Origin of the sequence: Arenimonas sp. MALMAid1274, from assembly GCF_049195245.1 — a bacterium.
In the GTDB taxonomy this organism is placed as follows: Bacteria; Pseudomonadota; Gammaproteobacteria; order Xanthomonadales; family Xanthomonadaceae; genus Arenimonas.
The window spans coordinates 1-24879 of sequence record NZ_JBMIRR010000028.1; the positions used below are offsets into that span (position 1 = coordinate 1).

The window sequence follows — 24879 nt, forward strand, 5'->3', positions numbered from 1 at the left end:
TGAGCCTGAGCCTGGGCCGGGCCTCGCCCGAGTCCCTGGCCTCGGGCGTGTTCCGCACGGGGGCCTCGGAGCTGGCGCAGGGTTCGCAGGTGCGCTTCCTGCGCGATGGCAAGACCGCCACGGTCGCGTTCTACCAGCAGGGAATGGCCGGCACGATCGCTACCAACGGCAAGCCGGACGCCGCGATGCAGCTCGATCCTTCGCTCGCCCCGTCTGACGACGAGATCACGATGCTGATGCTGGGCTCCATGCCCTTGGCGGCACATCCCTCTCCGAAGCGAATTGCTTTGATCGGTTGGGGGTCCGGCTTGAGTACCCACACCGTGCTGGGCAGTCCGGTGCCGGAGGTGGTGGACTCGGTCGAGATCGAGCGCGCCATGTACGACGGCGCCATGCTCTACGGAGAGCGCGTCGCGCGCGCCTACCGCGACCCCCGGTCCAGGCTGCACATCGATGACGCCCGCACCTACTTCTCCGCCGGCAAGAAGAAGTACGACGTGATCGTCTCCGAGCCGTCCAATCCCTGGGTCAGCGGCGTCGCCGGGCTCTTCACCCACCAGTTCTACGACTTCCTTGGCAACCACCTCGACGAGGGTGGCGTGCTGGTTCAGTGGATCCATACCTACGAACTGAACGATCCGCTGCTGGCCACCATGCTCGCCGCGCTCTCGGAACGGTTTCCTTACATCGAGTTGTACCGCCCCAATTTCGGGGACCTGATCGTGGTCGCCAGCCACAGTCCTCTGCAGGACCTGGTGTATCCGGCGGCCGAGGGGAGCGCGCTGGGTGCGGAACTGAAGCGCGTGGGGCTGGGTGGGCTGGCGGACTTCTCCGCCACGCACATGGGATCCCGGGCCGTTGTCGAGAATTTTGTGCGCTTGTTCGGCACTGCGCCCCACGACGATTTCCACCCTACGGTCTCGCTTCAGGCGCCCCGCAGCCGCTTCCGCGGCGATTCCGCCGGATCGCTGCAGCTGCTCGTGCAGTCGGGAATCCCGGTGCTGGAAATGACCGATGCCTGGGTTCCGCCCAGGGCCTCGTCGGGAATGAACCTGACGCGCAACGATCAGATGGTGACGCTGCCGCGCGACGCCGCGCGGATTGCCGCCGCGATGCGCAGCGGCGACTTCGCCGACGTGGCCAGTGACTACCAGCCTCTCGCGGCCCAGGGGTTCGTATTCCGGTCGCTGTCCGGTGCACCCGTTCCTGAGGCGCAGGTGGTGAACTGGATGACCTCCGCCAGTGCGATCGCCGAGCTCACCCTGGCGCACCTGGCGGTGGAGGACCAGGGAGGAATGTGGATCGGGCCGGCGTGGTACGTCCCTGAGGGCCAGCCGCGCCCGGTGCAGGCCGTGATGGCCGCCTATGGCGCGGCGGCGCTGCGCGATGGGCCCGCGATGCTCACGACCGGCCGCGCTGCGCTTGCCGAACTCGACCTCGGCTATCCGACGGAGACCCGGGAGCACATGCTGGTCATCGCAATGCTCGGTGCGCTGGCGTCCGGCGACTCCGCCGAGGCCGTCCGGCTGGACCGGGAAGAAGGTGCGACCGTGCCGGTGCTGCCCAACTCCAGCTACGGATTCATCCGAGCCTACCTGCTGGCGTGGGCGGATCGCCCCGCCACTACTCCATCCCCAGCTTCTTGAGCTTGTACCGCAGCGCCCGGAACGTGATCCCCAGCTGCACGGCGGTCTTGGTCTTGTTGTAACGGTTGGCTTCCAGCGCCTTCTGGATGGTCTCGCGCTCCATCTGCTCGATCGCGTCGGGAAGGGCCGTGCCGTCGGCGCCCAGCGCGGTGGGCGAGGGCGGTGCCAGCGGCCGCAGCGGCGCGTCGCCGTCGGTGCCGATCAGGGCGTCCACCTGGGGCAGGTAGAGGTCGGCCACTTCGATCACCGCGCCCTCGCACAGGGCCACGGCGCGCTCGAGGATGTTTTCCAGCTCACGCACGTTGCCAGGGAAGGGATACGCGGCCAGTGCGGCCTCGGCTTCATCCGACAGCGTGGGCAGCACTTCGGACTGTTCCCCGGCCAGCCGCTTGAGGATGGCCTCGGAAATCGGCGCGATGTCCTCGCGCCGCTGGCGCAGCGGCGGCACGGCCAGTTCGATCACGTTGATGCGGTAGTAGAGGTCCTGCCGGAACTTGCCGTCCTCGACCAGCTTGGCCAGGTTCTTGTGCGTGGCCGACAGGATGCGCACGTCCACCGGCAGTTCGGCCGGGGCACCCACGGGCCGCACCGACTTTTCCTGGATCACGCGCAGCAGCTTGACCTGCATGTGCAGCGGCAGCTCGGCCACTTCGTCCAGGAACAGGGTGCCGCCGTTGGCGGCCTGGAACAGGCCTTCCTTGTCCACATGGGCGCCCGTGAAGCTGCCCTTCTTGTGGCCGAACAGTTCGCTCTCCATCAGCTCGGAGGGAATGGCACCGCAGTTCACCGGCACGAAGGTGCCGGCGCCGCGCGAGCCCTGCTCGTGGATCAAGCGCGCCACGAGCTCCTTGCCCACGCCCGACTCGCCGCTGATGTAGACCGGCGCCTGGCTGCGCGCGACCCGCCCGATGGTCTGGCGCAGCTGCTGCATGCGCGGCGAATCGCCGAGCAGGCGGGCGCTGGCCGGGCTCATCGTGCGGCGCTGTTCGTTGAGGTCGAGCGCGTGCTGCACCAGTCGGCGCAGCACCGCCAGGTCGACCGGCTTGGTGACGAAGTCGAAGGCGCCGGCCTTGAGCGCGTCCACCGCCGCCTCGACGTTGCCGTAGGCGGTGATCATGGCGACCGGGGTATCCGGATAGCGCTGGGCGATGTGCTGGATAAGTTCCTGCCCCGACCCGTCGGGCAGGCGCATGTCGGTCAGGCACAGGTCGTATTCGCCCTGGGCCAGCTGCGCGCGCGCGCTGGTGAGGTCGGCGGCGGTGTCCACGCGCAGGCCCATGCGGCCCAGGGTCAGGACGAGCAGCTCCCGGATGTCGCGTTCATCATCGACTACGAGGGCGCTGCGGGGGCTTGCCATGGTGTACCGGGGGCGTGAAAGGCCCCTGTACCTTATCCGAACCGGCAGGGCTCAGGCCAGATTTAGCCGGCCGGAGGGCGCGTCCTCGCGCATCAGGGTCATGCCCGGCGGCAGGATGATGCGGAAACAGCTGCCGCCCCCGGGTACCTGCTGGTAGACCAGCGTGCACTGGTTGGCCTCGCACAGCTGCTGGGCAATGTAGAGGCCCAGGCCGGTGCCGTGCTCACTGGTGGTATAGAAGGGCGTGAAGATCTGCTCGGCCACCGCGGGCGGGATGCCGGGGCCGCGGTCGACCACGTTCAGCTCGGGCGGCGCGCCCAGCGGGGCGCTGCGCACCGCCACCGTCACCTTGGCCGGTTCACCGGGCATGCGGCCGTAGGTCAGGGCGTTCTGCACCAGGATGGTCAGCACCTGGTGCAGGTGGCGCGGGTCGGCCATGGCCAGCGTGCTGCGCTCGCTGACGGCCTGCAGGATGTCGGTCTCCAGCGGGTGGCTGGCGCGGTATTCCTCGACGAAGCGGCGCGCGAACTGGCCGATGTCGATGGTCTCGGGCTGCGAGCGCTCGCGCCGGGCAAGGCCCAGGATGTCCTGCACGATGCCGTTCATGCGCTGGCACTGGGTGTGGATGATCTCCAGCAGGCGCCGGTCGGCCTCGGGCAATTCGGTGGTTTCTTCCAGCAGTTGGACCGAATAGTTGATCGCGGCCAGCGGATTGCGGATCTCGTGCGCGATGCTGGCCGACAGCCGGCCCAGCGTGGCCAGGGTCAGCTCCTCGGCGCGGTCGGAATAGATGCGGCTGTCGTCGAGGAAGATCAGGAACAGGTTGTCGGTGAGGCTGAGCGAGACGAAGCGCGGCAGCACCTCCGGCGCCCCTTCGGCCAGGGTCATGGCTTTCGGGATGTCGCCGCGGCCCTGCCGCCACAGCAGCAGGGCGCGATGCAGGGTGCCGGCGATGTCGCCCAGCTGCTGGCGGTCGGGCGAGGGCTTGCCCAGCAGCCCCCAGGCGGCCTCGTTGCAGACCTTGACCCGGTGTTCGCCGTCCACCACCAGGATGCCGGTGCGCATGCGCCGGATCACCAGCTCGTTGATCTCGGCCTGGTTGGCCAGCTCCTCGCCGCGCTTCTCGGCCAGGGCCTGGGACTCGATCACCTGCCGGCTCAGCAGTTCGCACAGCACCGCGGTGGCCAGGTAGGTGACGCTGAACATGACCGATTCGGCCATCGGCCGGGCGTTCATCGGGTCGAAGGTGCGGTGGTAGAGGCTGTCCCCGAGCACCACCAGGGCCGCGCCGGTTGCAAAGCCCAGGCCCGCCCGCTGCGGAAGGATCAGGGCACCGGCGCCGATGTTGAACAGCAGCAGCAGGGCGATGCCGCCCTGGCTTCCGGTGGTGGTGGCCAGGATGCCGCCCGCAACCAGGATGTCCAGGCTCAGTCCCAGCGCGGCCTGCCGCGGGGCACTCATCTGGCTCCGGTAGCTGGCGACGATCAGGGCGGCGGCCGCCAGCATGTAAAGCGCGACGATGCTCTGCAGCATCGCCGGTTCGCGGATGTCCAGCAGCAGGTCGCCGACCGGGCTGAAGGCCACCAGGGCCAGCAGGGCCGCCTCCAGCCCGCGGTAGAGCGTGAAGAAATACAGCTCGCGGCGCTGCGGCGAGGTCGCCAGGGATTTGCGGGGGGAGGGCGCCATGCCCGGCAGTATGCCACCGGCTCCGGCCGCTGCCGCCGTCCGCCGGGTCCCGGGCGTTTTGCCTTTGCCGGGGGGGTCGGCGACAATACCGCCCCTCGCTCGCGAGCCCTCCCCAAGCACAGGTAGCCGCATGAACTTCCACGAGTACCAGGCCAAGCAGCTGTTCGCCGACTACGGCATCGCCGTCCCGGCGGGCCGCGTCGCCCGCACCCCCGAGGAGGCCGTCGACGCGGCCAAGGCCATCGGCGGCGACTTCTGGGTGGTCAAGGCCCAGATCCACGCCGGCGGCCGCGGCAAGGCCGGTGGCGTCAAGCTGGCCAAGACGCTCGACGACGTGCGCGCCTACGCCAAGGGCATGCTCGGCACCAAGATGAGCACCTACCAGACCGCGGGCGTCGCCCTGCCGGTGGACACGGTGCTGGTGACCCAGGCCACCGACATCGCCAAGGAGCTCTACCTGTCGGTGCTGGTCGACCGCGGCACGCGCTCGATCACCTTCATCGCCTCCAGCGACGGCGGCGTGGACATCGAGACCACGGCCAAGGAAAACCCGGACGCGATCAAGACGCTCAACGTCAACTTCGTGCAGGGCCTGCAGCCCTACCAGTGCCGCGAGCTCGGCTTCGACCTGGGCCTGAACGCCAAGCAGGTCGGCCAGCTCAGCAAGATCATGATGGGCCTGTACAAGCTGTTCAACGAGAAGGACCTGGCCCTGGTCGAGCTCAACCCGCTGGCCATCCTGACCAACGGCGACCTGGCCGTGCTCGACGGCAAGATCAACTCCGACGACAACGCCACCTTCCGCCACGCCGACCTGGCCGCCATGCGCGACGTGCGCCAGGAAGACGAGACCGAGCTGCTGGCCAGCAAGTACGACCTCAACTACGTCACCATGGACGGCAACATCGGCTGCATGGTCAACGGTGCCGGCCTGGCCATGGCCACGATGGACGTGATCGCGCTCAACGGCGGCTCGCCCGCCAACTTCCTGGACGTCGGCGGCGGCGCCACCAAGGAGCGTGTCACCGAGGCCTTCAAGCTCATCCTGTCCTCGGACAAGGTCAAGGCCATCTTCGTCAACATCTTCGGCGGCATCGTGCGCTGCGACATGATCGCCGAGGGCATCATCGCCGCGGTGAAGGAAGTGGACGTCAAGGTGCCGGTGATCGTGCGCCTGGAAGGCACCAACGTCGACAAGGGCAAGGAAATCCTCCGGAACTCCGGCCTGGCCATCCAGGCCGCCAACGACATCAACGACGGCGCCAAGCTCGCCGTCGCCGCTGCAGCCTGAGGACACAGAACCCATGAGCGTTTTGATCAACAAGAACACCAAGGTCATCGTCCAGGGCTTCACCGGCCAGCAGGGCACCTTCCACGCCGAGCAGATGGTCGAGTACGGCACCAAGGTCGTCGGCGGCGTCACGCCCGGCAAGGGCGGCACCACCCACATCGGCCTGCCGGTGTTCAACACCGTGCGCGATGCGGTGGAAGAAACCGGCGCCGACGCCTCCGTCATCTACGTGCCGCCGCCGTTCGCGGCAGACGCCATCCTGGAAGCGGCCGACGCCGGCATCCGGGTCATCGTCTGCATCACCGAGGGCATCCCGGTGCTGGACATGCTGCGCGTCAAGAACACCCTGATGGGCTACGACGACGTGGTGCTGGTCGGCCCGAACTGCCCCGGCGTGATCACCCCGGGCGAGTGCAAGATCGGCATCATGCCGGGCCACATCCACCTGCCCGGCAAGATCGGCATCGTGTCGCGCTCGGGCACGCTGACCTATGAAGCCGTGAAGCAGACCACCGACGCGGGCCTGGGCCAGTCCACCTGCATCGGCATCGGCGGCGACCCGATCAACGGCACCAACTTCATCGATGCGCTCCGGCTGTTCCAGGAAGACCCGCAGACCGAGGGCATCATCCTGGTCGGCGAAATCGGCGGCAGCGCCGAGGAAGAAGCCGCGGAGTTCATCGCCGAATACGTGACCAAGCCGGTGGTCGGCTTCATCGCCGGCGCCTCGGCCCCGGCCGGCAAGCGCATGGGCCACGCCGGTGCCATCGCCTCGGGCGGGCAGGGCACGGCCGCGGGCAAGTTCGCCGCGCTCGAGAAGGCTGGCGTCACCACCGTGAAGTCGCCCGGCGACCTGGGCAAGGCCATCGCGGAACGGTTGGCCGCAAAACGCTGAGCGGTCGCGGCGGCTGGCCGCGCCGCTGGAGTCTCGGTCCCGGAGGCAAGTCGCGCCTGGATCGGGAAGGCGCCGGACCGGCCGCCAGGGTGATACGTTCCCGGGCGGAGATCATCGCGAGGGTTGCTTGGCCAAGCTCACCTACCGCCCGGAGATCGATGGCCTGCGGGCCATCGCCGTCGTACTTGTCGTCCTCTACCACGCTGACCCGCGGCTGCTGCCAGGCGGTTTCATCGGTGTAGACGTTTTTTTCGTCATCTCCGGCTACCTGATCACCTCCTTGCTGGCCGACGAGTGGAAGCGCACAGGTCGAATCGACTTCCCGGCCTTTTACGCCAGGCGTATCCGGCGGTTATTGCCGGCGCTCGTGGTCGTCGTGGTCGCTGTGGTGGCAGCCGCGGTGCTGCTGATCGGTCGTCACGGCGAGGTGTTCGAACAGACCGGTGACTCCGCCGTGGCGGCGTTGCTGCTTGCGTCGAACCTGTACTTCGACTCGACCACCGGGGGCTATTTCGACAGCGCAACCGAGTTGGCGCCAATGCAGCACCTCTGGTCGCTGTCGGTCGAAGAGCAGTTCTATCTGGTGTATCCGCTGATGCTGGCACTGCTGTTGCGCTGGGTTCCGCAGGGCGTTGCCCGGCGGCTGGCGGTGCTCTCGGTGATGTCGTTGCTGCTTGCGGAGTATTGGGTCCATATCGTGCCGCAGCGGGCGTTCTACCAAATGCCAGCGCGTTTCTGGGAACTGTCGGCGGGCGCGATGGTGGCGCTGTCCGCGACGGCTCCCGCACCCCGCAGCCTTGCCCCCTGGTACCTGCCCGCCGGTGTACTGGCCATTCTGTCCGCCAGCATGTGGACACCGGCATGGCCGAGCTTCCCCGGCCTGGGGGCGATGCCCGCGGTGCTGGGTTCGGCGCTGGTGCTGCTGGGCATACAGCGTGGGCAGGTGTCAGGCCACTTTGCAGCCTTGCTGCGTACCCCCGTCCTGGTCGGCCTCGGGCTGGTGTCCTACTCGCTGTATCTCTGGCACTGGCCGCTGCTGGCGTTCGACGCCAACGTCCGCTTCGAGCCATCTGCGCTGCCATGGCGGCTGGCCCTGTGTCTGTTGGCGGTCGGCCTGGCCTGGTTGAGCTGGCGATACGTCGAACAGCCGCTACGACGCCCGCGCGGGCAGGAGCCTGGTCGCACGATACTGGCGGGTGGCGGCGCCACCCTGGTGGCGATTGCGGCCGTGCTGGCCTTGATGTCCATCGAGCGCACGCCTGTGGAGGCCAGACGCATGGCCGAGGCGGGACGTGGCGATCATCCCGCCTACATGGCCAACTGCCACTTCGATGCCCTGGACGAATTCACCGGCCTCAAGCCAGCGTCATGCCGATCCCGGCCTGCCGTCGAACCCACGGTGGCGCTGTGGGGTGATTCCCATGCGATGGCCTGGCAGCCTTTCACATGGCACCTGGCGGCGGCGTCCGGCCAGTCTGCGGCGGGGGCGACCATGAACGCGTGCCGCGCGAGCGGCTTGCCGGCGTCGCGAAGCAGCAATCGCCTCGAAGCCAATTGCGCGGCCTTGAACGCGCAGGCGCTGGCGTGGCTCGAGTCCGGCAACATCGATACGCTGGTGATCGGCTTGCGCTGGCCGTTGGTCGAGGCATCCGGCGAGGTGATTCCGGACGTGCTGCAGCAGCGTTACCACGAAATCGACAGCGCGCTTGTCCGGCTGCGGCAGGTGCGACGGGTGATCCTTATCGGCCCGGTTCCCTTGCTGAAGCGTTCCGCCTCCACCTGCCTGTCGCTGGGATGGGATGACCGATGCGCGGTTTCCCGCGCGCATCACGACCAGGTGAGCTCGGGCGCGTGGCAGGCGATGGACGCGCTGGCGCGTGTGCATCCGAACGTGGTGTTAATCGACCCGACCGAGTTCCTCTGCAACGACGTGGTGTGCCCGGTAGCCCGGGATGGTTACTCGCTCTATTGGGACAACAACCACGTTTCGGCCACGGCGTCAGCGCAGTTTGCCGTGCAGTACCTGCGCGAGCCCGCGCGCTACACTCGTAAGCCGCAAGTGGGCCCGTCCCCCTCACCGCAGGAGTCACCATGAGGTCGCTGCGAATTGCCTTGGCCCAGTTCGATTTCCCCGTAGGCGCCGTGCAGGCCAATGCCGCCCGCATTGCCGCGCTGGTGGCCCAGGCCCGCGATGACCATGGCGCCGACCTGGTGCTGTTTCCCGAACTCGCGATTTCCGGTTACCCGCCCGAGGACCTGCTGCTGCGCCCGGCATTCCTGGCCGCCTGCGAGCAGGCCATCGAACGGGTCGCCCACGCCTGCACTGGCATCACCGCCGTCGTAGGCTGGCCGCAGGCGGCGGGTCCGGTGGTCTACAACGCCGCCAGCGTGCTGCGCGACGGCCGCATCGAGCAGACCTACCGCAAGCGCGAACTGCCCAACTACGCGGTGTTCGACGAGCGGCGGTATTTCGCCGTGGATCCCGATGGCGGTGCCTGCACCTTCGAGGTGAACGGTGTCACGGTCGGCCTGGTGATCTGCGAGGACCTCTGGTTCGCCGAGCCCCTGGCCGAAACCGCCGCGCTGGGCGCCGAACTGGTGGTGGTGCCCAACGCCTCGCCCTTCGAAAGCGACAAGACCGCCCAGCGCGACACCCTGCTGGCCCAGCGCGTGCAGGAAACCGGCGTCGCCCTGGCCTACCTCAACCTGGTCGGCGGCCAGGACGAGCTGGTGTTCGACGGCGCCTCGGTGCTGGCCGACGGCGATGGCGGCGTGCATCCGGCCGCGCGTGCGTTCGAGGACCACTGGCTGGTCGCGGATTTCGACGCGGACACCCGCCGCTTCACCCGCCGCGCCTGGCCCGAGGAAACCGACGAAGGCCGCGAGTCGCTGGCCTATCGCGCCATCGTGCGGGGCATCCGCGACTACTGCGGCAAGAACGGCTTCGACCGCGTGTGGCTGGGCCTGTCGGGCGGCATCGATTCGGGCCTGGTGCTGGCCCTGGCGGTGGACGCGCTGGGTGCCCGCAACGTCGCGGCGGTGCGGCTGCCCTCGCGCTACACCAGCGGCCTGAGCAACGACCTGGCCGACGACCAGGCCCGCCTGCTCGGCGTGCGGCTGGAAACGGTCGCGATCGAGGCGCCTTTCACCGGTTTCCTCGAGGCGCTGTCGCCCCTGTTCGAAGGCCTGCCCCCGGGCGTGGCCGAGGAGAACCTGCAGTCGCGCAGCCGCGGCGCCCTGATGATGGCCCTGAGCAACCGCTTCGGCGGCCTGCTGCTGACCACCGGCAACAAGAGCGAATACGCGGTCGGCTACGCCACCATCTATGGCGACATGTGTGGCGGCTTCGCGCCCATCAAGGACCTGTACAAGGTCGAGGTGCAGGCACTTTGCCGCTGGCGCAACCGCCAGTCGCCTGCGATCCCCGAGCAGGTGATCACCCGGCCGCCCTCGGCCGAGCTGCGCGAGAACCAGACCGACCAGGACTCGCTGCCGCCCTACGAGGTACTCGACGGCATCCTGGTGCGGCACGTGGACCTGGAGCGCTCCGCCGCCGAGATCGTCGCCGATGGCTACGAGGCCGCCACCGTCGAGCGCATCCTGAAGCTGGTGCGCACCAGCGAGTGGAAGCGCCGGCAGTCGGCGCCCGGCCCCAAGCTGTCGCGTCGCGCCTTCGGCCGCGAGCGCCGCTATCCGATCACCTCGGGTTGGCGCGACTGAAACGACAACGCCGCCCGGAGGCGGCGTTGGTTTGAGATCCGCGCTGGGATGTCAGTCGCGGTCGAAAGGATTGATGCGGCTGAAGAAGCCGTCCGACTTCGGCCAGCGGCCGCCATCGAGATAGTCGTGGTCCGGGTAGTTCTGCTCGAGCACCTTGCGGGCGTCCGCCGCCAGCTGCTCCTGGCCCAGCGCGCTGTAGGACGCGGCCATCAGCGCCACCGCGTCGCCGTCGTAGGCACTCTGCGGATAGGTCTGCAGGATGTACTTGCCGCGGTTGGCGGCGGCCACGTAGGCATCGCGGCGCAGGTAGTACAGGCCGACGTTGATCTCGTGCTGGGCCAGCAGGTTGCGCAGGTAGATCATGCGCTGGCGGGCGTCGGGGGCGTAGACGCTGTTCGGGTAGTCGCGCACCACTTCGGCGAAGTCGTTCAGGCTCTGCGTGGGCGCGCCCAGGTCGCGCTGCGACATGTCCTGGCGCGCGAGCCGCAGCAGCAGGCTGGAGCTGCGGTCGAAGTTGATCAGCGCCTTGAGGTAGTGCGCGTAGTCGATGTGGCGGTGCGTGGGGTAGGTGCGGATGAAGCGGTTGATGGCCGAGGTGGCTTCTTCCGTCTTGGCCTGCTTGTAGAGCACGTAGGCCAGCTCGAGCTGGGCCTGCTCGCTGTACACGCCGTAGGGGAAGCGCGAGACCAGGCGCTGGTAGAAGCGCGCCGAGCGGTCGTAGTTGCGACCCAGCATCGAGCCCTTGGCCTCGGAATACATCGCCTCGACCGGCAGGGTTTCGGTGGCCTCTTCCTTGTTGCCGCCGAACAGCTTGCCGATGCTCTGGCAGCCCGAAAGGGTCGCCACCAGCACCAGGATCAGGAAAATACGCGTCTTGCCGGTCATTCGGGTCATCAGGAAGGCAGGTCAGGGCGCTGGAGGCAGCGAGTTCGGGGATAATACCGGAAAGCCCGCTGTCGCCTCCATGAATGGGGCCGGGAGCCCTCCCGGCCCGAAGAGACCCCCTATGCCACCCCTGCGACCGCAAGACACCGCCCCCGCCGACGACGCCGACGGCGAGCGCGAGCTGCTCGAAGCCGCCATCCCGCTCGAATCGGCCGGACGCCGCTTCGACCAGGTGCTGGCCGAGCTGTTCCCGGATTTCTCCCGCTCCCGGCTGACCGAATGGATCAAGGCGGGCGACGCCCTGCTCGACGGCCGACTGGTCAAGCCCAAGGAGGCCGTGCGCGGCGGCGAGCCGGTCACGCTGTCGGTGCGCATCCAGGTCGAGACCGGGGAGGCCCTGCCCGAGGACATCCCGCTCGAGATCCTGTTCGAGGACGAGGACGTGCTGGTGGTCAACAAGCCCGCCGGCCTGGTGGTCCACCCGGGCGCCGGTAACCCCCGCGGCACCCTGGTCAACGCGCTGCTGCACCATGACGCCCGCCTGGCCGGCCTGCCGCGCGCCGGCATCGTGCACCGGCTCGACAAGGACACCTCGGGCCTGATGGCCATCGCCCGCAGCCTGCGTGCCCATACCTCGCTGGTGGAGCAGCTGTCCGGACGTGAAGTGCACCGGCAGTACCTGGCCGTGGTGCAGGGCACCATGGTCGCCGGCAGCACCGTCAACGCGCCGATCGGCCGGCATCCCACCGACCGGGTCCGCATGGCGGTGGCGAAGGAGGGCGGTGGCCGCGACGCCATCACCCACTATCGCGTGCGGGAAAAATTCCGCGCCCACACCCTGGTCGAGTGCCGGCTGGAAACCGGGCGCACGCACCAGATCCGCGTGCACATGGCGCATATCCGCCACCAGATCGTCGGCGACCCGCTGTACGGCGGTTCCTTCCGCCAGCCCAAGGCCGCCACCGAGGCGCTCGCCGCGACCCTGCAGGGCTTCCGGCGCCAGGCCCTGCATGCCGAGAAGCTGAGCTTCCGGCACCCGGCCACCGGCGACACGGTCACCACCGAGGCGGCCATGCCCGAGGACATGCAGCGGCTGGTGCGCGACCTGCGCGACGACACTGCCGCCGCAAAGAAGTAGGCGATGGGTGCGCCGGCCTGGATCGACGCCGACTGGCCCGCGCCCCCCGGCGTGCGTGCGCTCACGACGCTGCGCGGCGGTGCCGGCGTTTCCGCGCCGCCGTTCGACCGACTGAACCTGGGACTGCGCAGTGGCGACGACCCCGCCCACGCCCGGCGCAACCGCGAATTGCTTGCGGACTGGCTGGCCTTGCCATCGCCGCCGCACTGGCTCCGGCAGGTCCACGGCACCCGCGTGCTGCGGGTGGATGCGGCGCCCGTGGGCGACGACGAACCCGAAGCCGATGCCCTGGTCACCGGCCGGCCTGGCGTGGTGCTGGCCATCCTGACCGCCGATTGCCTGCCGGTGGTCCTGGCCGATCGCGACGGCCGCGAAGTTGCCGCTGCGCACGCCGGCTGGCGCGGACTGGCCGCCGGCATGCTGGAGGCCACGGTTGCGTCGATGCACTCGGCGCCGGCGCAGTTGCGCGCGTGGCTGGGTCCGGCCGCGGGCCCCCGCGGCTATGAAGTTGGCGCGGAGGTGCGCGACGCCTTCCTGACGCACGATGCGGGCGCCGGCGCGGCCTTCGTGCCGACCCGCCCCGGGCACTGGCACGCGGACCTCTACGCGCTGGCGCGCCAGCGGCTTGCGGACGTCGGCGTGACGCAGGTGTATGGCGGTGACCGCTGCACCCTCACCGAGCCGGACTGCTTCCACTCCCACCGGCGCGACGGACGCAGCGGCCGCATGGCCACCCTGGCCTGGATCGCAACCTGAGCTGACCGGCCGGAGGCGTGGGTGCCTGCGGGGCCTTGGTGCGGAACGCGACGCGTGAGATGTTCGCCGCTGCCATCCGGGAGAGTGCCCATGCGTCGAAGCCTTTGGTCCTGCGTCATGCTGTTTTCCCTCGCCCTGCCGGCTTGGGCCGCCGATCCGGTGGCCGATGCCGCCGCGCTGCTCAAGGCCAAGGACCCGCGCGCCGAAGCCACGATCAAGGGGCTCGTGAAATCGCAGCCCCGCAATCCCGAGGTGCACATCCTGCAGGCGCGCCTGTGGCTGCAGAAGGGCGAGGCCGAAGAGGCCGTGGATGCGGCCGAACGTGCGGTGGACCTGGCACCCGACAGCGCGCAGGCGCACTACTGGCTGGGCAACAGCTACGGAAACCGCATCGGCCAGGTAGGCATGCTGTCGCAGGCGATGATGGCGCCCAAGCTGCGCGATGCCTTCGAGCGCGCCGTGCAGCTGGACCCGGATCTGCACGACGCCCGCATCAGCCTGGTGGAGTACTACCTGCAGGCCCCGGCGATCGCCGGCGGCAGCGTGGACAAGGCGCGCGCGCAGGCCGCCGAACTCGCCCGCCGCGACCCGCCGCGCGGCCACTACGCCCGCGGCCGCATCGCCACGATGGAAAAGAAGCCGGCCGAGGCGGCGCAGGCCTTTGCGGCGGCGTATGCCGCGCGGCCCGACAACAAGGACTACCGGATGATGGCGGGCCTGGGCTACCAGGAAACCGCGCAATGGCCCAAGGCCTTTGCCCTGTTCGAGGCCTGGACCGCGGAAGATCCGAAATCGGCCATGGCCTGGTACCAGCTGGGACGCACCTCGGCCCTGTCCGGCCAGCGACTGGACATCGGCGCCGCGGCGCTGAAGCAATACCTCACGCTGCCCACCGTGCGCGGCCAGCCGGGGCCGCAGCATGCCTGGTATCGCCTGGGCCAGGTGCAGGCACATGCCGGCGACAAGGCCGCCGCGCGGGCTTCCTTCGAGCGTGCGATCAAGGCCGAGCCGGACAACGCGCAGTTCAAGGCGGCGCTGGCGGCGCTCTGAGCGGGGCGCGGGTCTCGCATACGTATTCAGGACCGGCGCCTGCGAACAGCCGTTAGGCTCGAACCCTCCGGGCCGGCACCGCCGCGACGCCTGCGCGCCGCCGCAACGGCCGGGTCCGCCAACGAACCGGGAGGGTTCCGAATGCGCCTGCTGACCTGCCTCGCCGTCCTCGGACTGGCCTTCGCTTCCCCGGCTGACGCCAAGCGCGAGGTGGTCGCGCGCGTCGCCTCGCCCGGCGACGTGCTCACCGTCGAGATCGGCCTGGACGAAGGCCGCGCCGACTACCGCGTGCTGCGCCTGGGCGAGGAGGTGATCGCGCCCTCGCGGCTGGGCTTCCAGCTGCGCAACGCGCCCAAGCTGGAGCGCAACTTCATCCTGGCCGGCCAGCGCCAGGCCGATGCCGACCAGACCTGGGAACAGCCCTGGGGCGAGAACCGCCGGGTGCGCGACCACCACCGCGAGCTGCGCGTGCGGCTGCGCGAGTCCATTGCCCCCGCGCGCGAGCTGGAGCTGGTGTTCCGAGTGTTCGACGACGGCGTCGGTTTCCGTTACGAGTTCCCCGACCAGCCCGCGTTGAAGGATGTCGTGATCGACGATGAACTCACCGAGTTCAACATCGCCGATCCGGCTACCGCCTGGTGGATCCCGGCGGGCGAATGGAACCGCTACGAATACCTCTACCAGCGCACGCCGGTGTCGGAAGTGAGCCAGGCGCACACGCCGATGACGGTGCGCACCGAGGGCGGCCTGCACCTGGCCTTCCACGAGGCGGCGCTGGTGGACTACTCGGCGATGTGGCTGCGGCGGGTCGAGGGGCAGCGCTTCCGCGCGCAGCTGTCGCCCGCCTCCGAAGGCTGGAAGGTGCGGCGGCAGGCACCCTTCCACACGCCGTGGCGCACGATCCAGGTCGCGGAGACGGCGGGGGCGCTGTACCAGTCCTCGCAGCTGGGCCTGAACCTCAACGAGCCCAACGCGCTCGGCGACGTGAGCTGGGTGAAGCCGGCCAAGTACGTGGGCGTCTGGTGGTCGCTGCACCTGGACACCGAGACCTGGGCCACGGGCAAGCGGCACGGCGCCACCACGGCCAATACGCGCCGCTACATCGATTTCGCCGCGGCCAACGGCTTCCGCGGCGTGCTGGTGGAAGGCTGGAACCCGGGCTGGGACGGCCAGTGGTTCGGCAACGGCTGGGACTTCGACTTCACCCGCGCCACGCCCGATTTCGACCTGGCGGGACTGGCCGCGCGCGGCAAGCCCGACGACGTGCACCTGGTCGGCCATCACGAAACCGGCTGCGCGGTGAGCCACTACGAGCGCCAGCTGGAGGCCGCGTTCGCGCTGTACGCGCGCCACGGCGTGGACCAGGTCAAGACCGGCTATGTCTGCGACGCCGGCCAGATCGAACGCCAGGACCAGCCCGGCGGCCCGGTGCTGCGCGAATGGCACGACGGCCAGTGGCAGGTCGGGCACCACCTGCGCGTCGTCCGCGAGGCGGCGAAGCATCGCATCGCGATCAACGCGCACGAGCCGATCAAGGACACCGGCCTGCGCCGCACGTATCCCAACTGGCTGGCGCGCGAGGGCGCACGCGGCATGGAGTACGCGGCCTGGGGCAACCCGCCCAACCCGCCCGAACACGAGGCCAACCTGGTGTTCACCCGCCTGCTGTCGGGCCCGATGGACTACACGCCGGGCATCGTCAGCCTGCAGGGCCGCGGCCAGGCGGTGCAGACCACGCTGGCCAAGCAGCTGGCGCTGTACGTGGTGGTGTACAGCCCGATCCAGATGGTGGCCGACCTGCCCGAGAACTATGCGCGCCAGCCCGCCGCGTTCCAGTTCATCAAGGACGTGGCGGTGGACTGGGAGCAGAGCCTGGTGCTCAACGGCGAGGTGGGCGACTACGTCACCTTCGCCAGGCAGGCGCGCGGCAGCGGCGAGTGGTTCCTGGGCAGCCTGACCGACGAGCATGGCCGCGTGCTGTCGGTGCCCCTGTCCTTCCTCGCGCCGGACACGACCTACGTGGCCGAGATCTACCGCGACGGGCCGGGCGCGCACTGGCGCGACAAACCCTTCGCCTTCGAAGTGGAGAGGCGCGAGGTGCGTGCCGGCGACACGCTCAACCTGAAGCTGGCGCCGGGCGGCGGCCAGGCCATCCGGTTCGTGCCGCGCACGCCCTGACCGGCGCGCGGAAAGGCCCGCCGGGCGCTTGAAACGCGCCCCGCGGGCACCATCTTGGAAGTCGTGCGGGCGGCGTTTCGCGGCCCCGGAACTCCCACGGTGATCCCATGCGCATGGACAAGCTGACGTCCCGATTCCAGCAGGCCCTGGCCGACGCCCAGTCGCTGGCCGTCGGACGCGACCACAACCTCATCGAACCCGCCCACGTACTGCTGGCCCTGCTCGACCAGCAGGGCGGCAGCACCCGCCCCCTGCTGCAGCAGTCCGGCGTCAACGCCACGGTGCTCCGCCAGCGCCTCGGCGAGGCCCTGGACAAGCTGCCGCGCGTCTCCGGCCAGGACGGCACGGTAAGCGCCGGCAACGACCTCGGCCGCCTGCTCAACGTCTGCGACAAGCTGGCCCAGCAGCGCGGCGACGGTTTCATCGCCAGCGAACTGTTCGTGCTGGCCTGCCTGGACGACAAGGGCCCGGCCGGACAGGCCCTGAAGGCCGCCGGCGCGAAGCGCGAGGCGATCGAAAAGGCCGTGGACGGCCTGCGCGGCGGCGAGCCGGTGCAGGACGCCAACGCCGAGGAAAACCGCCAGGCGCTGGAGAAGTACTGCCTGGACCTCACCGCCCGTGCCGAGTCGGGCAAGCTCGACCCGGTGATCGGCCGCGACGAGGAGATCCGCCGCACCATCCAGGTGCTGCAGCGGCGCACCAAGAACAACCCCGTGCTGATCGGCGAGCCCGGCGTGGGCAAGACCGCCATCGTCGAAGGCCTGGCCCAGCGCATCATCAACAACGAGGTGCCCGAGGGCCTGCGCGGCCGCCGCGTGCTGTCGCTGGACATGGGCGCGCTGATCGCCGGCGCCAAGTTCCGCGGCGAATTCGAGGAGCGCCTGAAGGCGGTGCTCAGCGACCTTGCCAAGCAGGAAGGCAACGTCATCCTGTTCATCGACGAGCTGCACACCATGGTGGGCGCCGGCAAGGCCGAAGGTTCGATGGATGCCGGCAACATGCTCAAGCCGGCGCTGGCGCGCGGCGAGCTGCACTGCATCGGCGCGACCACGCTGGACGAATACCGCAAGTACGTCGAGAAGGATGCGGCGCTGGAGCGCCGGTTCCAGAAGGTGTTCGTGGGCGAGCCCTCGGTCGAGGACACCATCGCCATCCTGCGCGGCCTCAAGGAGCGCTATGCGGTGCACCACGGCGTCGAGATCACCGACCCGGCCATCGTCGCCGCGGCCACGCTGTCGCACCGCTACATCGCCGACCGCCAGCTGCCCGACAAGGCCATCGACCTGATGGACGAGGCCGCCTCGCGCATCCGCATGGAGATCGACTCCAAGCCCGAGGAAATGGACCGCAAGGAGCGCCGGTTGATCCAGCTCAAGATCCAGCGCGAGGCGCTGAAAAAGGAGAAGGACAGCGAGTCCAAGCAGCGCCTGGCCGACCTGGAAAGCGAGATCGAGCGCCTGGAGCGCGAGTTCAACGACCTGGAAGAAGTCTGGAAGGCCGAGAAGGCCACGCTGACCGGCGCCACCAGGATCAAGGAGCAGCTCGAGCAGGCGCGGCAGGAGCTGGAGGCCGCGCACCGGCACCAGGATTTCGCCAAGGCCAGCGAGATCCAGTACGGGCGCATCCCGGGCCTGGAGAAGCAACTGCAGTCGGCGCAGGAGGTCGAGTCGCGCGGCTTCACCCTGCTGCAGGACAAGGTCACCGCCGAGGAGATCGCCGAGGTGGTCTCGCGCTGGACCGGCATCCCGGTGTCGAAGATGCTGGAAGGCGAGCGCGAGAAGCTGCTGAAGATGGAGGACGCCCTGCACGGCCGCGTGATCGGCCAGGACGAGGCGGTGAAGGCCGTGTCCGACGCCATCCGGCGGTCGCGCGCGGGGCTTTCCGATCCCGACCGCCCGAACGGTTCCTTCCTGTTCCTGGGCCCTACCGGCGTCGGCAAGACCGAGCTGTGCAAGGCGCTGGCCGGCTTCCTGTTCGACACCGAGGACGCGATGGTGCGCATCGACATGAGCGAGTTCATGGAGAAGCACTCCGTGGCCCGCCTGATCGGTGCGCCCCCGGGTTACGTCGGCTACGAGGAGGGCGGCTACCTGACCGAAGCCGTGCGCCGTCGCCCGTATTCGGTGCTGCTGCTCGACGAGGTCGAGAAGGCGCATCCGGACGTGTTCAACATCCTGCTGCAGGTGCTCGACGACGGCCGCCTGACCGATGGCCAGGGCCGCACCGTGGACTTCCGCAACACGGTGATCGTGATGACGTCCAACCTGGGCTCGCAGCAGATCCAGGAGCTGAGCGCCGACGACAGCGCCGAGAGCTACACCCAGATCAAGGCGGCGGTGATGGGCGTGGTGCAGGCGCACTTCCGGCCCGAGTTCATCAACCGGCTCGACGACATCGTGGTCTTCCACCCGCTGGGCAAGGCGCAGATCCGCAGCATCGCCGGCATCCAGACCGCCTACCTCTCGCGGCGGCTGCAGGAGCGGCAGATCAAGCTCGTGCTCGACGATGCGGCGCTGCAGCTGCTGGGCGAGGTCGGCTTCGATCCGGTGTACGGCGCCCGCCCGCTCAAGCGCGCGATCCAGCAGCAGCTGGAGAACCCGCTGGCCAACCGCATCCTGTCGGGCGAATTTGGTGCCGGCGACACCGTGCGCGTCGGCGCGGAAGCCGGCGCCCTCACCTTCACGAAAGCCTGAGGCCAGGAAACCGCGGTCGCCTGGTCTCTCAGGCCGGGCGGGGCTTGCGGAAGGGCGGGGCGGACAGCGCCATTTCGGCCATGCTGTGCGCCAGCTCCTTCTCGGCCAGCACGGCGCCGTCGGCGCCGTGCGCCAGCAGGTGCCGCACCTCGGTGTCGCTGTGCGCGCGCGCCAGGATGGTCAGCTCCGGATTGAGCGCGCGCAGCCGTGCGATCACTTCGCCCGCCTCCAGCGCCTGCGGGATGGCCAGCACGATGAGCTTGGCGCCTTCCGGCGAAGCCTCGGCCATCACCCGCGGCGCGGCGGCGTTGCCGCGGATCGCCGGGAAGCCGGCCGCGCGGGCCTTCTGCACCAGGTCGTTGTCGTCGTCGATCACCACCAGCGGCACTGCGCGCTCGCGCAGCAGCTTGGCGATCTCGCCGCCTACCCGGCCGTAGCCGATCAGGATCGCGTGGCCTTCGGTCGGCAGCGGCGGACCCGCGGCGACATCGGCCGCGGGCGTCGGCCTGGCCTCCGATTCGTCCCGGTGCCGGGCCTGCCACGCATCCAGCGCCACGAAGATAAGCGGGTTGGCGATGATGGACAGCAGCGCGCCGGCCAGCACCAGGTCACGTCCTTCTTCGGGCAGGATCGCCAGCGACACGCCCAGCCCGGCCAGGATGAAAGAGAACTCGCCGATCTGCGCCAGGCTGGCGGAAATGGTCAGCGCGGTCGCGTTCGGGTGCCCGAACGCACGCACGATCAGGTAGGCCGCCAGCGACTTGCCCACCGTGATGATCAGGAAGGTGGCCAGCACGGGCAGCGGCTGCTGCACCAGGATCATCGGGTCGAACAGCATGCCCACCGACACGAAGAACAGCACCGCGAAGGCATCGCGCAGCGGCAGCGAATCCGAAGCCGCCTTGTGGCTAAGGTCGCCGTTGAGCAGCATGCCCGCGAAGAAGGCGCCCAGCGCGAACGACACCCCGAACAGCTTCGCCGACCCGTAGGCCACGCCCAGCGCGATCGCCAGCACCGACAGCGTGAACAGCTCGCGCGATCCGAAGCCGGCGACGCGCTCGAGCAGCCAGGGAATCGCCCGGCGCCCCACCACCAGCATCAGCACCACGAAGGCGCTGACCTTGGCCAGGGTCAGGCCCAGCGAGCCGAGCACCGATCCCGCACCGGCGCGCTGCTCGCCGCCCATGGACTCGGCCAGCGCCGGCAGCAGCACCAGCGCCAGCACCATCACCAGGTCTTCCACGATCAGCCAGCCCACCGCGATGCGGCCACGCCGGGTGTCCAGCAGGCGCCGGTCCTCCATCGCCCGCAGCAGCACCACGGTACTGGCCACCGACAGCGCCAGGCCGAACACCAGGCCCTGCAGCGTCGGCCAGCCCAGCAACCACGCCAGGCCCCAGCCCAGCAGTGTCGCCACCGCGATCTGCGCGATCGCGCCCGGGATCGCGATCCATTTCACCTCCATCAGGTCCTCGATGGAGAAATGCAGGCCCACGCCGAACATCAGCAGGATCACGCCGATCTCGCTGAGCTCGAAGGCCAGCTCGGGATCTGCCACGAAGCCCGGCGTGAACGGCCCCACCAGGATGCCCGCGACCAGGTAACCCACGATCGGCGACAGCCGCAGCCGGTGCGCCAGCGAGCCCAGCACGAAGGCCAGCACCAGTCCCACGGCAAGCAGGGCGATCAGGGGGGTGTGATGCGGCATCGTGTCTCCTCGGGGTCGCGTCGATTATCACGGCCCGGGTCCGGGCACGGCAAACCGGGGCGGCACCGCCCGGCCTGATAGAATGCCGCCCCTCGCCTGTACGCGCGCCCCGCCCAAGCCCATGATCGCCTTCCGAAACTTCGCCTTGCGCCGCGGCGAACGCCTGCTGCTGTCCCAGGTCGACCTCAGCCTGCACGCCGGTTGGCGCATCGGCGTGATCGGCCGCAACGGCTGCGGCAAGTCCAGCCTGTTCGCCGCGGTCATGGGCGAAGTCGAAGCCGACCAGGGCGACATCGACCTGCCCGGCAAGGTGCGCATCGCCAGCGTCGCGCAGGAAACCCCGTCGCTGCCCGACGCGGCCATCGACTTCGTGCTGTCGGGCGACACCGAGGTCAACGCCATCCTTCAGGCCGAGGCCGCGGCCATGGCCGCCGAGGACTGGGACGCGGTCGCCGCGGCGCACCAGCGCCTGGCCGAGATCAACGGCTACGACGCTACCGCGCGCGCCGGCCGCCTGCTGCACGGCCTGGGCTTCCCGGCCGACACCCACGGCCGCGCCGTGTCCTCGTTCTCCGGCGGCTGGCGCGTGCGCCTGAACCTGGCCAAGGCACTGATGATGCCTTCGGACCTGCTGCTGCTGGACGAACCCACCAACCACCTCGACCTCGATGCCGTGCTGTGGCTGGAAGCCTGGCTGCTGAAATACCCGGGCACGCTGCTGATGATCTCGCACGACCGCGAGTTCCTCGACGGCGTCAGCACCCACACCCTGCACCTGCACGACGGCAAGGCCAAGCTCTACGTCGGCGACTACACCAGCTTCGAGCGCCAGCGCGCCGAGCACCTGCGCCAGCAGCAGATCGCGCACGAGAAGTCGCAGGCCGAGCGCGCGCACCTGCAGAGCTTCGTCGACCGCTTCAAGGCCCAGGCCAGCAAGGCCCGCCTGGCCCAGAGCCGCATGAAGCGCCTGGCCAAGATGCAGGGCACCGAGGCGGTGCGCGCCGAGCGCGCGTTCCGGATCCAGTTCGCCGAACCCGCGCGGCTGCCGCACTCGCTGATCCGCCTCAACCACGTCGATGCCGGCTACCGCGCCTCGGCCAGCGCGGCCGGCGGTCACGGCGGCGCGACGACGGGCGAGGGGGTGGTGACGATCCTGCGTGACGTCGGCTTCGGCCTGGAAGCGGGCGACCGCGTCGGCCTGCTCGGACCCAACGGCGCCGGCAAATCCACCCTGGTCCGGACCCTGGTCGGCGAACTGCCCCTGCTCGACGGCGAGCGCGTGGCCCATCCCGACCTGCGCATCGGCTACTTCGCCCAGCACACGGTCGAGAGCCTGCACGAAGGCCAGAGCCCGCTGTGGCACCTCAAGGAACTGGCGCCCAATGCCGGCGAACAGGTGCTGCGCAATTACCTGGGCCGCTGGAACTTCGTCGGCGATCGCGCCTTCGAATCGGTGGACGGGTTTTCCGGCGGCGAACGCGCGCGCCTGGCGCTGGCGCTGATCGCCTTCCTCGAGCCCAACGTGCTGCTGCTCGACGAGCCCACCAACCACCTCGACCTGGACATGCGCGAGGCCCTGGCCGAGGCGCTGAGCGATTTCGCCGGTGCCATCGTGCTGGTCTCGCACGACCGCCACCTGATCGGCCTGGTCTGCGAAACCTTCTGGCGCGTCGCCGACGGCAAGGTCGAAGCCTTCAACGGCGACCTGGACGAGTACGCCGCCTGGCTGCGCAGCCGCAACAGCGACAGCAAGTCGGGCAAGCCCGTGGCCTCGAAGACCGTGGTCGCGCCGGCGCCGGCCCCGGCGCGCAAGCCGGCCCGGTCCAGGCACGAGACCGACCAGGCCGCGCGCCGGCTCAAGCAGGTGGAGGCGCGCATCGCCGCGGTGCAGGACGAGCTCACCCGCATCGAGACCCAGCTGGCCGACCCGGCCATCTACGGCAACGACGGCGGCATCGAGATCGGACAGCTGGCGCAGCGCCAGGGCGAGCTGGCCCGCGAGAAGGACGCGCTCGAATCGGAGTGGCTCGAGCTGGCCGACTGAGCCAGCCCGGCGCCGCGGTTCAGGCGTCCGGCGCCGCCGTGATCGCGGGCAGCGAGACCTCGAAGGCGCTGCCGCGGTCGCGGCCGTCGCTGGAGGCCGACAGCACGCCCGCGTGCGCCTCCACCAGTTCGCGCGCCACCGCCAGGCCGATGCCGAGGCCGCCCTTGTGCACCGCCATCGCCTGCGTGCCGCGGGCGAACAGGTCGAAGATGCATTCGTGCATGTCGTCGGTGAGGCCCATGCCGTTGTCTGACACGGTGACCACGATACGCCCGCCCTGGCTGCGGCCGGCGAGGCTGACGTGGCCGCCGTCGGGCGTGTATTTGCTGGCGTTGTCGAGCAGGTTCACCAGCACCTGGGCCAGGCGGTCGGCGTCGCCGCGCACCCACAGGCCCGACGCGGGGAAACGCAGGCGGAAGGCCTGGTGCTTGAGCGCGAACGCGGGCTGCCACGTCTCGGCCACCTGGCGCAGCACCTCGGACACGTCCACCGGCACCTGCTGCATCCGGAACCGTCCGCGGTCGAGCCGCGCGTCGTCCAGCAGGTCGTCCACCAGCCGCGCCATGTGCGTCACCTGGTTCTCGATCACGGCATGCATGCGCTCGAGCACGGCCTCGTCGCCGTTGGCGCGGCGGATCAGGTCGGCCGCGGTGCGGATCGGCGCCAGCGGGTGCCGCAGCTCGTGCGCCACCATCGCCAGAAAGCGCACGCGGCGCCCGTGCATGGCCTCGGTCTCGGCATCCACCGGCTGGCCTGCCAGCACCGACAGCACCAGCCGTTCGTTCGCCTGGCGCAGCGACTGCGTATTGCCGGCGCTGATGGCCAGGTTGTCTGCGCGCGCCTGCCCAGGGTCGGCCTCGGCGGCGGGCGCGGAGTGGAAGCGGTAGGCGCTGCCCGGCACTTTCTTCGCGCGGTACATCGCGGTGTCGGCCGATTCGAGCAGGGCCGCCACCTGGTCGCCGTCGTCGGGAAACAGGCTGATGCCGATGCTGGCGCGCACCGTAGCCTCGGGTGTCGGCAGGTCGCTGGGCTGCGCCAGCGCCTCGAGCATCTTGGCCGCGATCAGCCCGGCATCGCCGGGTTTGGAGATCTCGGGCAGCAGCACCACGAACTCGTCGCCGCCGAACCGGCTGACGGTATCGGAGTCGCGCACCACTTCCTCCAGCCGGCGCGCCACCAGCTTCAGCACCTCGTCGCCGCAGGCGTGGCCCAGGGTGTCGTTGACGCGCTTGAAGTGGTCCAGGTCCAGGTACATCACCGCCAGCCGCGCGGCGCGGCGGCGCGCCATCATCACGGCGTTCTCAAGCCGGTCCAGCAGCAGGGTGCGGTTGGGGGTGTCGGTCAGCGGATCGCGCTGCGTGGCCTTGGCCAGCTCGTCCAGGCTGCGCACCGCGGTTTCGGCGATGCGCGCGGCTTCTTCGGCGGCCTGGCTCAGCCGCTCGTAGGCGGCATGACGCTGCGCGCTGCTCATGCTGAGGTAATCGTGCGGCACGTCGTCCAGGTCGCGCCGGAACTTTGCCAGCTCCTGGCGCAGGCTGTCGGCCTGGACTTCGGCGCCGGGCAGGGTCTCGATGCCGCCGCAGGGTGAAGCGGAGGAGGGGTTAGCGGTGGTCGCCATGATCGAACCTGTCCGAGGGAAACCCGGGGAGTGTCGCAGCTTGCGGGCGAAGGATGCGGATGCGGCGACACTGTTTTTTCGCTTCGTGGCGCCGTGCTGTCGTGGAATGTGCACGGCGCGCCGCGTTATGCATGATCACGGTTCGCGGGTCCTGCAGGCTGCCCGCCTGTCGCGTGTCTGCGCTGGCCCGTGCACGCGACCGGGCCCCCGCCTT

15 protein-coding genes and 1 pseudogene are annotated in these 24879 nt (G+C 69.6%); 11 read left to right on the forward strand and 5 right to left on the reverse strand.

All coding sequences use genetic code 11. From position 1 onward, the window contains the following. A pseudogene (locus ACOQFR_RS14830) lies at positions 1 to 1646 on the forward strand (spermine synthase); the annotation flags it as partial. Here ACOQFR_RS14830 and ACOQFR_RS14835 read toward each other — a convergent pair. Together ACOQFR_RS14835 and ACOQFR_RS14840 are read right to left on the reverse strand one after the other, a co-directional pair. Then, positions 1624 to 3003, reverse strand: coding sequence for a sigma-54-dependent transcriptional regulator (locus ACOQFR_RS14835; RefSeq protein ID WP_421383323.1), 1380 nt, complete (start codon positions 3001 to 3003; stop codon positions 1624 to 1626). The pseudogene ACOQFR_RS14830 and the gene ACOQFR_RS14835 sit on opposite strands and share 23 nt — an antisense overlap. Positions 3004 to 3054: 51 nt before the next feature. Continuing rightward, positions 3055 to 4689, reverse strand: a complete 1635-nt coding sequence (locus ACOQFR_RS14840; protein WP_421383325.1) for a sensor histidine kinase — start codon at positions 4687 to 4689, stop codon at positions 3055 to 3057. A gap of 130 nt (positions 4690 to 4819) precedes the next feature. Here ACOQFR_RS14840 and sucC point away from each other — a divergent pair, with 130 nt between their 5' ends. The 4 genes from sucC (at position 4820) to ACOQFR_RS14860 (ending at position 10595) form a co-directional block, all read left to right on the forward strand. Beyond that, positions 4820 to 5980 carry an ADP-forming succinate--CoA ligase subunit beta gene (gene sucC, locus ACOQFR_RS14845; RefSeq protein ID WP_421383327.1) on the forward strand — a complete coding sequence of 387 codons (1161 nt, stop codon included), beginning with the start codon at positions 4820 to 4822 and terminating at the stop codon, positions 5978 to 5980. Between the two features lie 13 nt (positions 5981 to 5993). Beyond that, positions 5994 to 6875, forward strand: coding sequence for a succinate--CoA ligase subunit alpha (gene sucD, locus ACOQFR_RS14850; protein ID WP_421383329.1), 882 nt, complete (start codon positions 5994 to 5996; stop codon positions 6873 to 6875). A 127-nt stretch (positions 6876 to 7002) separates the two neighbouring features. Continuing rightward, entirely contained in the window at positions 7003 to 8970 is a 1968-nt protein-coding gene (locus ACOQFR_RS14855) for an acyltransferase family protein (RefSeq protein ID WP_421383331.1), read from the forward strand. Then, entirely contained in the window at positions 8967 to 10595 is a 1629-nt protein-coding gene (locus ACOQFR_RS14860) for an NAD+ synthase (protein WP_421383333.1), read from the forward strand. Before ACOQFR_RS14855 ends, ACOQFR_RS14860 begins: the two co-directional genes overlap by 4 nt. A gap of 51 nt (positions 10596 to 10646) precedes the next feature. Here ACOQFR_RS14860 and ACOQFR_RS14865 read toward each other — a convergent pair whose 3' ends face one another. Then, a complete protein-coding gene (locus ACOQFR_RS14865) occupies positions 10647 to 11480 on the reverse strand; it encodes an outer membrane protein assembly factor BamD (RefSeq protein ID WP_421383335.1) in 834 nt (277 codons plus the stop codon). Between the two features lie 121 nt (positions 11481 to 11601). Between ACOQFR_RS14865 and rluD the strand changes: the two genes are divergently transcribed. The 5 genes from rluD to clpB all read left to right on the forward strand — a co-directional run bounded on the left by rluD (position 11602) and on the right by clpB (position 19295). Further along, positions 11602 to 12618, forward strand: a complete 1017-nt coding sequence (rluD, locus tag ACOQFR_RS14870; RefSeq protein WP_421383337.1) for a 23S rRNA pseudouridine(1911/1915/1917) synthase RluD — start codon at positions 11602 to 11604, stop codon at positions 12616 to 12618. A 3-nt stretch (positions 12619 to 12621) separates the two neighbouring features. Next, on the forward strand, positions 12622 to 13374 hold the full coding sequence (gene pgeF, locus ACOQFR_RS14875) for a peptidoglycan editing factor PgeF (RefSeq protein WP_421383339.1): 753 nt from the start codon (positions 12622 to 12624) through the stop codon (positions 13372 to 13374). Between the two features lie 90 nt (positions 13375 to 13464). Then, on the forward strand, positions 13465 to 14424 hold the full coding sequence (locus ACOQFR_RS14880) for a tetratricopeptide repeat protein (protein WP_421383341.1): 960 nt from the start codon (positions 13465 to 13467) through the stop codon (positions 14422 to 14424). Positions 14425 to 14565: 141 nt separating this feature from the next. Next, complete coding sequence (locus ACOQFR_RS14885; RefSeq protein ID WP_421383343.1) at positions 14566 to 16602, forward strand: glycoside hydrolase family 97 protein; 2037 nt, start codon at positions 14566 to 14568, stop codon at positions 16600 to 16602. Positions 16603 to 16709: 107 nt separating this feature from the next. Next, complete coding sequence (gene clpB / locus ACOQFR_RS14890) at positions 16710 to 19295, forward strand: ATP-dependent chaperone ClpB (RefSeq protein WP_421383345.1); 2586 nt, start codon at positions 16710 to 16712, stop codon at positions 19293 to 19295. Between the two features lie 28 nt (positions 19296 to 19323). Here the strand turns inward: clpB and ybaL are convergent, their stop codons facing one another. Further along, on the reverse strand, positions 19324 to 21003 hold the full coding sequence (ybaL, locus tag ACOQFR_RS14895) for a YbaL family putative K(+) efflux transporter (protein WP_421383347.1): 1680 nt from the start codon (positions 21001 to 21003) through the stop codon (positions 19324 to 19326). Between the two features lie 121 nt (positions 21004 to 21124). On the opposite strand from ybaL, the gene abc-f reads away from it, so the two are divergent. Further along, positions 21125 to 23047 carry a ribosomal protection-like ABC-F family protein gene (gene abc-f, locus ACOQFR_RS14900; RefSeq protein ID WP_421383350.1) on the forward strand — a complete coding sequence of 641 codons (1923 nt, stop codon included), beginning with the start codon at positions 21125 to 21127 and terminating at the stop codon, positions 23045 to 23047. A 19-nt stretch (positions 23048 to 23066) separates the two neighbouring features. Here the strand turns inward: abc-f and ACOQFR_RS14905 are convergent, their stop codons facing one another. Further along, positions 23067 to 24665: a diguanylate cyclase domain-containing protein gene (locus tag ACOQFR_RS14905; RefSeq protein ID WP_421383352.1), complete on the reverse strand. Its 1599-nt coding sequence runs from the start codon at positions 24663 to 24665 to the stop codon at positions 23067 to 23069. Positions 24666 to 24879: the final 214 nt, after the last annotated feature.

Coding starts and splice junctions, on each gene's coding strand:
- sucC (WP_421383327.1), top strand. CDS start 4,820: ATGAACTTCCACGAGTACCAGGCCAAGCAGCTGTTCGCCGACTACGGC.
- ACOQFR_RS14835 (WP_421383323.1), bottom strand. CDS start 3,003: ATGGCAAGCCCCCGCAGCGCCCTCGTAGTCGATGATGAACGCGACATC.
- rluD (WP_421383337.1), top strand. CDS start 11,602: ATGCCACCCCTGCGACCGCAAGACACCGCCCCCGCCGACGACGCCGAC.
- clpB (WP_421383345.1), top strand. CDS start 16,710: ATGCGCATGGACAAGCTGACGTCCCGATTCCAGCAGGCCCTGGCCGAC.
- ACOQFR_RS14905 (WP_421383352.1), bottom strand. CDS start 24,665: ATGGCGACCACCGCTAACCCCTCCTCCGCTTCACCCTGCGGCGGCATC.
- ACOQFR_RS14865 (WP_421383335.1), bottom strand. CDS start 11,480: ATGACCGGCAAGACGCGTATTTTCCTGATCCTGGTGCTGGTGGCGACC.
- abc-f (WP_421383350.1), top strand. CDS start 21,125: ATGATCGCCTTCCGAAACTTCGCCTTGCGCCGCGGCGAACGCCTGCTG.
- sucD (WP_421383329.1), top strand. CDS start 5,994: ATGAGCGTTTTGATCAACAAGAACACCAAGGTCATCGTCCAGGGCTTC.
- ACOQFR_RS14880 (WP_421383341.1), top strand. CDS start 13,465: ATGCGTCGAAGCCTTTGGTCCTGCGTCATGCTGTTTTCCCTCGCCCTG.
- ybaL (WP_421383347.1), bottom strand. CDS start 21,003: ATGCCGCATCACACCCCCCTGATCGCCCTGCTTGCCGTGGGACTGGTG.
- ACOQFR_RS14840 (WP_421383325.1), bottom strand. CDS start 4,689: ATGGCGCCCTCCCCCCGCAAATCCCTGGCGACCTCGCCGCAGCGCCGC.
- ACOQFR_RS14860 (WP_421383333.1), top strand. CDS start 8,967: ATGAGGTCGCTGCGAATTGCCTTGGCCCAGTTCGATTTCCCCGTAGGC.
- pgeF (WP_421383339.1), top strand. CDS start 12,622: ATGGGTGCGCCGGCCTGGATCGACGCCGACTGGCCCGCGCCCCCCGGC.
- ACOQFR_RS14885 (WP_421383343.1), top strand. CDS start 14,566: ATGCGCCTGCTGACCTGCCTCGCCGTCCTCGGACTGGCCTTCGCTTCC.